The sequence below is a fragment of the Paenibacillus sp. 01T422 genome, assembly GCF_056398785.1.
The window spans coordinates 1-8643 of sequence record NZ_JBFTQB010000521.1 but is presented as its reverse complement, the minus strand read 5'-3'; the positions used below and the strand labels follow the sequence as shown (position 1 = coordinate 8643).

4 protein-coding genes are annotated in these 8643 nt (G+C 44.9%); all 4 read right to left on the bottom strand.

What is annotated here, in order from left to right; translation table 11 throughout:
- Positions 1–119: 119 nt before the first annotated feature.
- Positions 120–1757, bottom strand: coding sequence for an S-layer homology domain-containing protein (locus tag AC1DUA_RS24875; protein ID WP_477502317.1), 1638 nt, complete (start codon positions 1755–1757; stop codon positions 120–122).
- An 87-nt stretch (positions 1758–1844) separates the two neighbouring features.
- Positions 1845–4229: an Ig-like domain-containing protein gene (locus AC1DUA_RS24870; protein ID WP_477502316.1), complete on the bottom strand. Its 2385-nt coding sequence runs from the start codon at positions 4227–4229 to the stop codon at positions 1845–1847.
- On the bottom strand, positions 4210–6309 hold the full coding sequence (locus AC1DUA_RS24865) for a pectinesterase family protein (protein WP_477502315.1): 2100 nt from the start codon (positions 6307–6309) through the stop codon (positions 4210–4212). The genes AC1DUA_RS24870 and AC1DUA_RS24865 overlap by 20 nt, the downstream gene beginning before the upstream one ends.
- A gap of 22 nt (positions 6310–6331) precedes the next feature.
- Positions 6332–8643: hypothetical protein (locus AC1DUA_RS24860; RefSeq protein WP_477502314.1), on the bottom strand; the 2312-nt coding region annotated here is incomplete at its 5' end.

Here is an 8643-nt window from a genome sequence, read left to right as displayed (position 1 = left end):
ATGCGGAACTACAGGCTCTTATTTGTTCCTCGTAGAGCGTTTTTCGGAGTAATCAATGAAATAGAGCATCGTAGTTCCCCTTCCACTTCGAAATTGTGCCTTTTCATTGAATTAGAGGACTACAGTTCCCTCTCGAAATAGATATCGGGAGCGTCTGGGAGAACGATTTGATTTCGTTGTTTGCTATAAATCCTATAGAGCACTACAGCCGCTTCCGCTCTTGTAGCATTGCCGGTCGGATTCAGTATGTTTCCGCTGCCTTCCACAACATCGCTTTTCATTAATGCGGCAACATCATTTACCGCGTATTCAGCTACCTCCGACTTGTCGTTAAACGCATCAAGATCGTTCGCCGCCCCCTTGGCAATCTGTATACCAGCTAATCTCATTGCTCTTGCAAGAAGCACCATCATGTCCTGTCTAGAAATTGCTTGATTAGGATTAAAAGTGCCGTCCCCTTGACCTTCTGCTATACCAAGCTGTCTTGCGATTCCCACCGCTTCATAATAGTAGTCAGTTGGCTTGACGTCACTGAAGTTAGCATGAGCATCGGCGTTAAACTCAAATGTCTTCGTTAACAAAATCATGAAATCAGCGCGACTTATATTCGCTATGGGTTGAAATGACGTATCCGAAGTGCCGGAAATAATCCCCTTGGATGCCATCACTTCGATCGGTTTCCTCGCCCACTGAGCACGATCCAAGTCAACAAAGCTCATCTGCCTATAACCAATAGCAAATGTACTGAAATGTGTGGTTCTAAAAGTCACTGTTCCTGTTTCAGCATCGTATCTTCCATTTGGAACGACATGAGTTTTACTTGCTTGATCTATGTACCACACGATAATGTGCTCAGGATCCCTTAATTCTTCTTCCGTAGGTTGATACGGAATAGCAATTGTTACTGCCGAATCAGGATTATTATAACTAATTGGCTTTCCATCGACCGTGATACTTAGTTCAAGGGCTGGTCTATGACCGATTTCATCTTTGATATCTTCGGGAATCTTGCTGCCGTCGGCAAGTGCAAGGATAAAACCAACTTCTTTGGCCGAATCGAGATCGACATTACTTAACAGTTGGCTAGGTATGGTGATCGATCCGAACTCCGTTACAACCGTCATATTTTGCTCAGAAGTCGTAGAGAACATGCTTGCTGGTACATACAATTGATACTCTTTGGCGCCTTCTACCCTTTGAATTTCAACGACCAATTGACTATCGCCGGCTGAAGAAGCTTTATCCACCGCTTCTTTATCCAGCTGAGCGGACACAATGCCATTGTTTTGATCCACCATAACGTGCATAACAAGAGCAGACTTAACACCTGGTACTCCCACACTTGGTTGYGGTGTAGAGATTGGAGAATTTTCGTTGCCAGGATACTCTGTATCTGGTGGTGAGGAATCTTTCACCTCAAAAGTTGTGCCCTTTACTTGATCTGTATCTTGTACGTTAACATTGACAAAATAGGTGCCAGTTATTTTCTGCTTCAGCACATAGTTGAATTGGTATGAGCCGTCTGCGCCACTTGCGGTTTGGTCTAATAAATCCAACTGGTTCAGTGGGTTAATGACATGCAAGGTAACGAGCTTGCCTTGCTCCGATTCTAGTTGACCAGTTATCGTAACTCGACCATTTTGAGCATCATAAGTGGCACGAACGTCAACCGGAGAAGCTAATGCGGACGAAATTATCGTTCCCGCACACACCAGAACAGCTAGTAACAAAATTGTCCATCTTCGCAAACTTTTCAAGCCTATTCCTCCTCGGAATAAGATGACGTAGGAAGGTGTGCCTAAATCAGCCTCCCCACGGCTCCCATCTCATGATTAAGATAACAATTAAGGAATGATTACTTCGTTTGAGATTCTCATTCGACCTGATGTGTTATTCCAGACAAAGGCTTTTAATTTGTAGCCCAAAACAATATCAGGCACCCTGATAATAGCCTTCATTTGCTTATCTTCACCAGCCCCAAACGAACTTGAAACCATGGCGGATCGGACCATCCGGTTTTGCTGGTCAAACAACCCTAGGATAAGAACACCATTCTGACTTATTGCTGAGTTGTTCTGGACAGACATGCTCGCTACAACATCGGTAGAACGAATTAGGCTGGATACCGCATTCCCATTTCGATCTGCCAGAGATAAGGTCTGCACCTTGAACAACTGGTCACCCCAATTTTTAACATAATTCACCTGAAAAGTTTGCAAGCCAACATTTTGATAATCATCAAGACTTGCTACTTCAATCACGTTCATTCCTTCCTTCAAGGTCATCGGAACTGTAAATGTCACGTTATTTAATGTTCTAACATTTTTGAGAACGACCGTTCCATTAACTTTGACAGTTACGTTGGCATCCCTATTAATACTGCCCAATAACGAGTAGGATGGTGAATCAACAACCATAGGGATATCGACAGAAGGTGTAAATAGGACCGCTTCCTTACGGTAGGTAACCACAATCGTCTTGGAACTTGGAACATTGCCAAATAGCTCCTCATTTGATGCCGAAACTACAATCGTATTAACACCTTCGTTTAGTGTGATTTTTTTCGAGAAATTCTGACCCGCTTCTGTATATACGGCTTCCACAACCGAAACGCCATTATTGAATACCGCTATTTTCGCGCGATCAGTGACTGAGCCTGAGAGTGTATAGTCAGGAATCTCAACACTGTCGCTTGCAGCATTATCAAGCGTAAACTGCGGCGAAGAAGACAAATGAAGATGCGTAAAACTGGCAGCCATTAGATAATCAATGTTTGTGGTCGTTTTTGCTCCGTCTACTGCCATGCCGACATAAACGGTCTCACCATAATCAACAGGATTAGAAGCCACCAAAGACCAATCGATGCCATCCTTCGAAACATAACCGGATACGGTATTTTCTTTACGCTCAAGTTTTATCCAAAATGGTGCTTTTAAGCTTGTGCTTCTGCGCAGCTGCTCTTTATACCCGCTTCCGGCTTGACTGCGATTGATAACTGAAATCTTTCTACCGCTTGTATCCACGCTGAAATCGTCGGTTGGATCTGTAGACAAGAAGACCCCCGTTGCCTTCGATGATGGATCGAGGCTTTCGCGTATCATGAATCCGGCCTTAACATCTTCGTCGTATTCGGAATTAAAGGCTACATTCGCATAAATTTCAAAGTTGCCTTTTACCGGTTTATTGACATAATGAAAGGAGTCTGACACGCCCTTGATGTTGATTTCACCGGAACCTTTCACTTTGTAGACATCACCGGTTATGTTGGCAGTACCCGGGATTTTGACGGAACCAATATCTTGAGACGCCCATGATTCTACGTTTTCAGGCCCGTTCACGTACGTAATGACAGTATCAGACAAGGTGGTTACCCCGTTATTATCAACTGCTTTTGCATATAGGTAATGTTGACCTTCTGGAGCGTTCTCCCAAGTAAACTCGAAAGGTTCACTCACATCCTCATTGATCTTCTGATCTCCATCGTAAAAAATAACCTTAGCGATAGACTTCCCGCTGGCAGCCGCTGCTGCTGCACGAATGTTGATCGGATCGTTAATGAAATACGCTTGGTGCATGATCGGTGACTCAATAGAAACTGTAGGGTTAAGTGGCACAGGTGCATCGGCCAAGGAGTTGATGTAATCCTCGATATTGGTATAGCCGTTCCCGTTTATATCTCCGAAACTACCGTTAGGGTTGCCTAAAATTTTATTACCTTCAGCATCCAACCCGTTATCGTTCGGGTTTAGTCCATTCGCCAGTTCCCATTCATCCGGCATTCCGTCACCATCCGTGTCCAGTGGAGCAGGAGCAGAGAATAAGTCCGGTAAGCCGCCATCGTACGCAATCTTGTTTACCGTTCTTCCGGTTCCATTCTTCACCTCACCCACAATACGAGCATCAAGCGAATCCCTCTTCGGAAGCGAAGCCCCGCCATGAAGCAGCACTTTCTCGTAGGCCACTTCAGCAGTATCCGTCGTTGTCGGGCCGCCAACAGGATTATTCGCATCTGGATAGATGAACGGCGTCGTTTTGAGTGTAAAAGTTGAATCTGGGTTTATTGYTTTGTAGGCACCGTTCGCATTTCTCACCAAGTTGTTAGCTGTTACTTCCGGATCACCTACGACATAATTCCCATCGACATAAAAGGCTCCTCCACCTGCATCTCCAGCCGAAGGCGCGATAATTCGGTTGAAAGCACTATACGTATTAGGCCGAGAATAATTCATCCGTACTCCAACTGCCTGATACGTGGTCGACGATTACATCATCTCCAGTAATATTGAACGTATCGTCAAGCTCAACTTCACCGCCCCAGAATCGCATGTATCTGACAATAATATTTCCGCCTGCTGTACTTGTACCGCTGCCTACTTTCACAGCATAACCACTAAGGGCGATGCCGTCGCCTGGAGCTGTTTGTCCGGCAATCGTAAGGTTGGGTTGACCAATCGTCAGGGGTCTGGCCAAACGAATGACACCGGAAACACTAAAAATAATCGTCCGGTTCGGCTGACTGACTGCATCGCGAAATGACCCGGGGATTGCAGGCGTGCCGTCCRCATAATCCATAAGATTATTAACCACATACACAGAACCACCGCGTCCGCCAGTTACATACATACCGCCGCCTTCAGCGCCCGGAAACGCTGGGGTTCTTGGCTTTTCAGCAGGGTTAATTTGGATAGTTCTTATCCCACTTGTGCTAGGAGTTCCTAAAGCGTCAACATAACGATATGCCATGTTATGCGTTCCTGCATCGCTTATAGCGAATGCTTTGCTGTAAAATGTCCATTGTCCATCATCGATGCGATACTGTACGCGATTCGTTGCAGGAGCCTCGTTATTTACTTCCATGTAAACGAGTACGGGTTTGGTATAAGAGCCCAAGACTCCATCTGGCAGCGCAGGATCTACAATTGGCACCACAGTATCAAAGAGTTTGGGATAAACGACTCTCAGGCTGGGATCCCATCCTCCGAACATCCACGGTATCGTGAATTGGCTAGCCTGCTCAGCTGTCATGGCAAAATGACTGGGGTCCGTGTCATCCAGCAGCTTTCGTGTAGAGGGACTTGCACCGGGTCCTGAGCTATTGTACTCAGAATAATGGTAAGTAAGATTATCCGTCATCACCGTCCAACCATCTTGATGAATATGGTCATCCATCCATGTATTAATGAATCGCACAGTAGGTTGATCCTGCCATGGACGGCCTAAATAATGTTTTCCTTGTGTCGTATTGTCTTTCAATAGGCGGGAATTCATAAACACAATTCCGGGGAGAGTACCTGTTGGATTCTGCGTAGCACCAGCTGTAATATACCCTCCAGAGCGGGAAGGACCATTGATACTTATAATGTCAGAGTGATCAAAAACAGCCGCAGTGGCCGGCCCATAAATAAAGTCAACGGAACCCTTGATTTCGCAATTCCGATAATATTGCCTACTGGTTTTATCGTAATAGGTAACCCCCGTGTATAGCGTGTCTTGGTAACCGACAAATCGGACGTTTTCAAATACGTCTTGATCTGCAATGACACGTGCTGCCAAGGCTCGACCTTTTGCAACGTCTGAGGAGTTCTCAATGGTTAAGTTCGCTGCATAGAAATTACTCGCAACAGTTCTTGTGCCATCCGATCTGTCCTTCGTTCCTCCTACTGTAAGCGTCGCCGTATCCAAAGCGGCTAATGTTGAAGTCGCGCCACTCGAAGTTGGTGTGAACTCATTGTCATTATAAAAAATCCTGGTTTTATCCTTGCCCGCGCCTATTAAAGAAATGTAAGGCACAGTTACAGAAATCTTTTCGTTATAAGAACCCTCCTTTATATAGATAATCTTTCGAGATGTGTTGCTGCTAGGAATCGATTCAAGAGCAGACTTAATACTGGAGAAATCGCCGGTTCCGTTTTGAGCCACGGTCAGAACCATGGCAGGATTTGCAATGATTTCCTCACTAGGGCTGCTCTCTCCACTTGCACTCAACGCTGTTACTCTATAGAAGTATATAGTGCCATTCGTGACACTTGTATCTACATACGAAGATGCAGTTAAAGAGGTGGTTAAAGTCGTATAAGCACCTCCGCTTTCTGTGCTTCTTTTTACAGCATACGTCGTTGCGCCTGGCACAGGGGACCACGACAGTTCAACGCTGCCGTCATTGGCAATCGCAGCTACATCTATCGGTGCTGTCAATTGGGTTTGGTTACTCGATACCGGTGCAGCAGCATCCACAATAGTCGTTTCAGGAAAAAGCAGAACATTCAACATGAGTAATAAGCTGATCCCTAGCATTAGGGCTTTCTTCATGGTGCAACCTCCTAATCAATAATTACTGCACAACGAGCTCCTCAGTGAGCGGGCTTTGTCCTATAATGTTGTTCAAGCTGTCCCAGATCAATACTTTTACTTTGAAATTAGTCACTTCAGCAGGAAGTGTAAATCCAGCACCTAACGTTCTGGTTTCTCCCGGTTTAAGCTCCGCAATAGCAGATGCAAAATCAATCATCGTATTGTTGGCGTCATACAGAACAAACCATAACGTAAGCTGTTTCTTTGCTCCCGTTGTGTTGACGACTTTCTTCTCAGCAAAGATATCTTTCGAAGCCTCAAGTTTAGTTACACGATTGCCATTCCAATCATTAATGACACCTTGCCCAACCCAGAATATGTACGTCATCATGTAACTTGTTTTATTGGCATTACCAGCTAAATCGACAGTAGAAACCTCAATAGCGTTAGTCCCCTCCTGCAAAGTCAACGGATATGAGAAACGCGCCTCCGCTTCTTGATAAACAGAATCGACTACACGCTCACCATTTAATTTAATGGTTAGACTTGCTGCTTTACTTAAGGCTCCTGTAAGCGTATAGACAGCATCTCTAACCGTTGCGGGAGGCTCCGCAATCCGAATATCAGGAATAATACTGTCCTGATTGATTGTTGTATCGACATGATCGAAGAACGTTGATTTATCGCGCTTGGCATAAACTTCAAATAGGTTTGCACCGGGTATTAAGTTTACATTCAGTTCAAAGTTCCCGCCGCCGCTTACAAATCCATCCTGCGGTAGTGTCATGGGAATTTTGTTTTGGTAAACGGATAAATAAACACTCTCATTAACGGAGCCTGTTAATCTATACGCTGATGTATTGACCCATTCCGTTACTGGATCTAGCCTCAATCCAGTTGTAGCTCTCTCTGCCATTGCAAAGTAGCCAACGTTTTTGGACAGGTCAAAATTAGCGTAATCGTTATACCCCAGAAGCACGGAGGAACCTGCGGTAAAGATTTTTTTATAAATATTGAATGTATATCCCGACGCCACACCCGAAAGCTTAATCACATCACCGGTATTCGTCCAATCCGCTAACCACGTTGGGAGTGCTGCGTTTTTATCTATAGCGATATAAATCGTGGTTTGATCTTTCACATTGAAGCCGATGATCTGATTTTGCACGAGACCGTCAGCCCCATTGGGGTACCTCATCACGTCCTTGTGGGTGGTAACTATTCGCTCCATGCTTGCATATTTACTAGGAATTTCTGAGAACTGGATTAAAGTATTATCTACAAATGGATAGTCCCCTATCTTCGAACCCGATTGCAATCCCCATAAGTATCCATAATAATTCGCATAGGATGTGAGTCCCCCAATCACACTTGTATCCGGAGTCTGAAGCGGTGTTGATGCATAGGGCGTACCATCAAATTCCGTTATTTTACTCTCAAAATCTCTTGGAACTCCATTGTTGTATACACCTGATTCATCTCGCGTAACAACGGATAAACCTAACGTGTACGTCTGCCCGTTTACTAGTGGTGTAGATGCTGATTTCGCGATGTCGTAATAGGCGTTAATATCCGAAGCCGGAATAAGATTTGTCCCTGTATAATCTTTAAATAAGGTAGCCGCATTCCCGATCGGTCTCCAATTCGATTCGTCCTTCAGCTTAATTCGAAGCCGATACTTTGATGCATAAGCATAGTGTTCCGATGTCCACATGACCCGGGAGTTACGTGATCCGGAAGAAACAATTTCTGGGGCTGGAGGCTCTGGCATGAATGGCGAATGCGTCACTCTAACCCCACGAATCCATAGATCACCTGAAGTGCCAGGCGCAGCAATAACTAATCTCTTGAGATTATAAATGGGGAGACTTTTGTTCATATTGTTCCGAGCTTGCACAATGTTCCCATCGTAGTACAAGCTGTATTTTTGGGAAACTGTATTAAACTCCAATCGAATGGTATGCCATTCCCCTAATTCATACGAACCTAACGAACCTGATGGCGCTGTCGATAAAAGGTACCCCAATCCTTTGCTCGCCGTCACACCTGCTCCAACCAAGAAAGTCGTGCCCGATGATGGAAAAAACTGAATGATGCGATCATCTTTTTTCGTACCCGTTTGCATGAACGTAATTTCCGTTGAGATCGTTCCTGTATAAGGCTCTCCAAAGGTTTTACTTATTTGAAACTCATTTCTCAAGGTTCCGTCTGTGACAATGTTAGTTGCTTTAAGATGCAGAGCGCGAGTCCCCGTATAAGGATCCGCTTCAATTACGGCTGAGGCCGTGCCTGAAGTAAAGGGCGAATAATCAAACCCAAGATCAGAACCTGTTAAGCCGAGAGGCGTAGTAG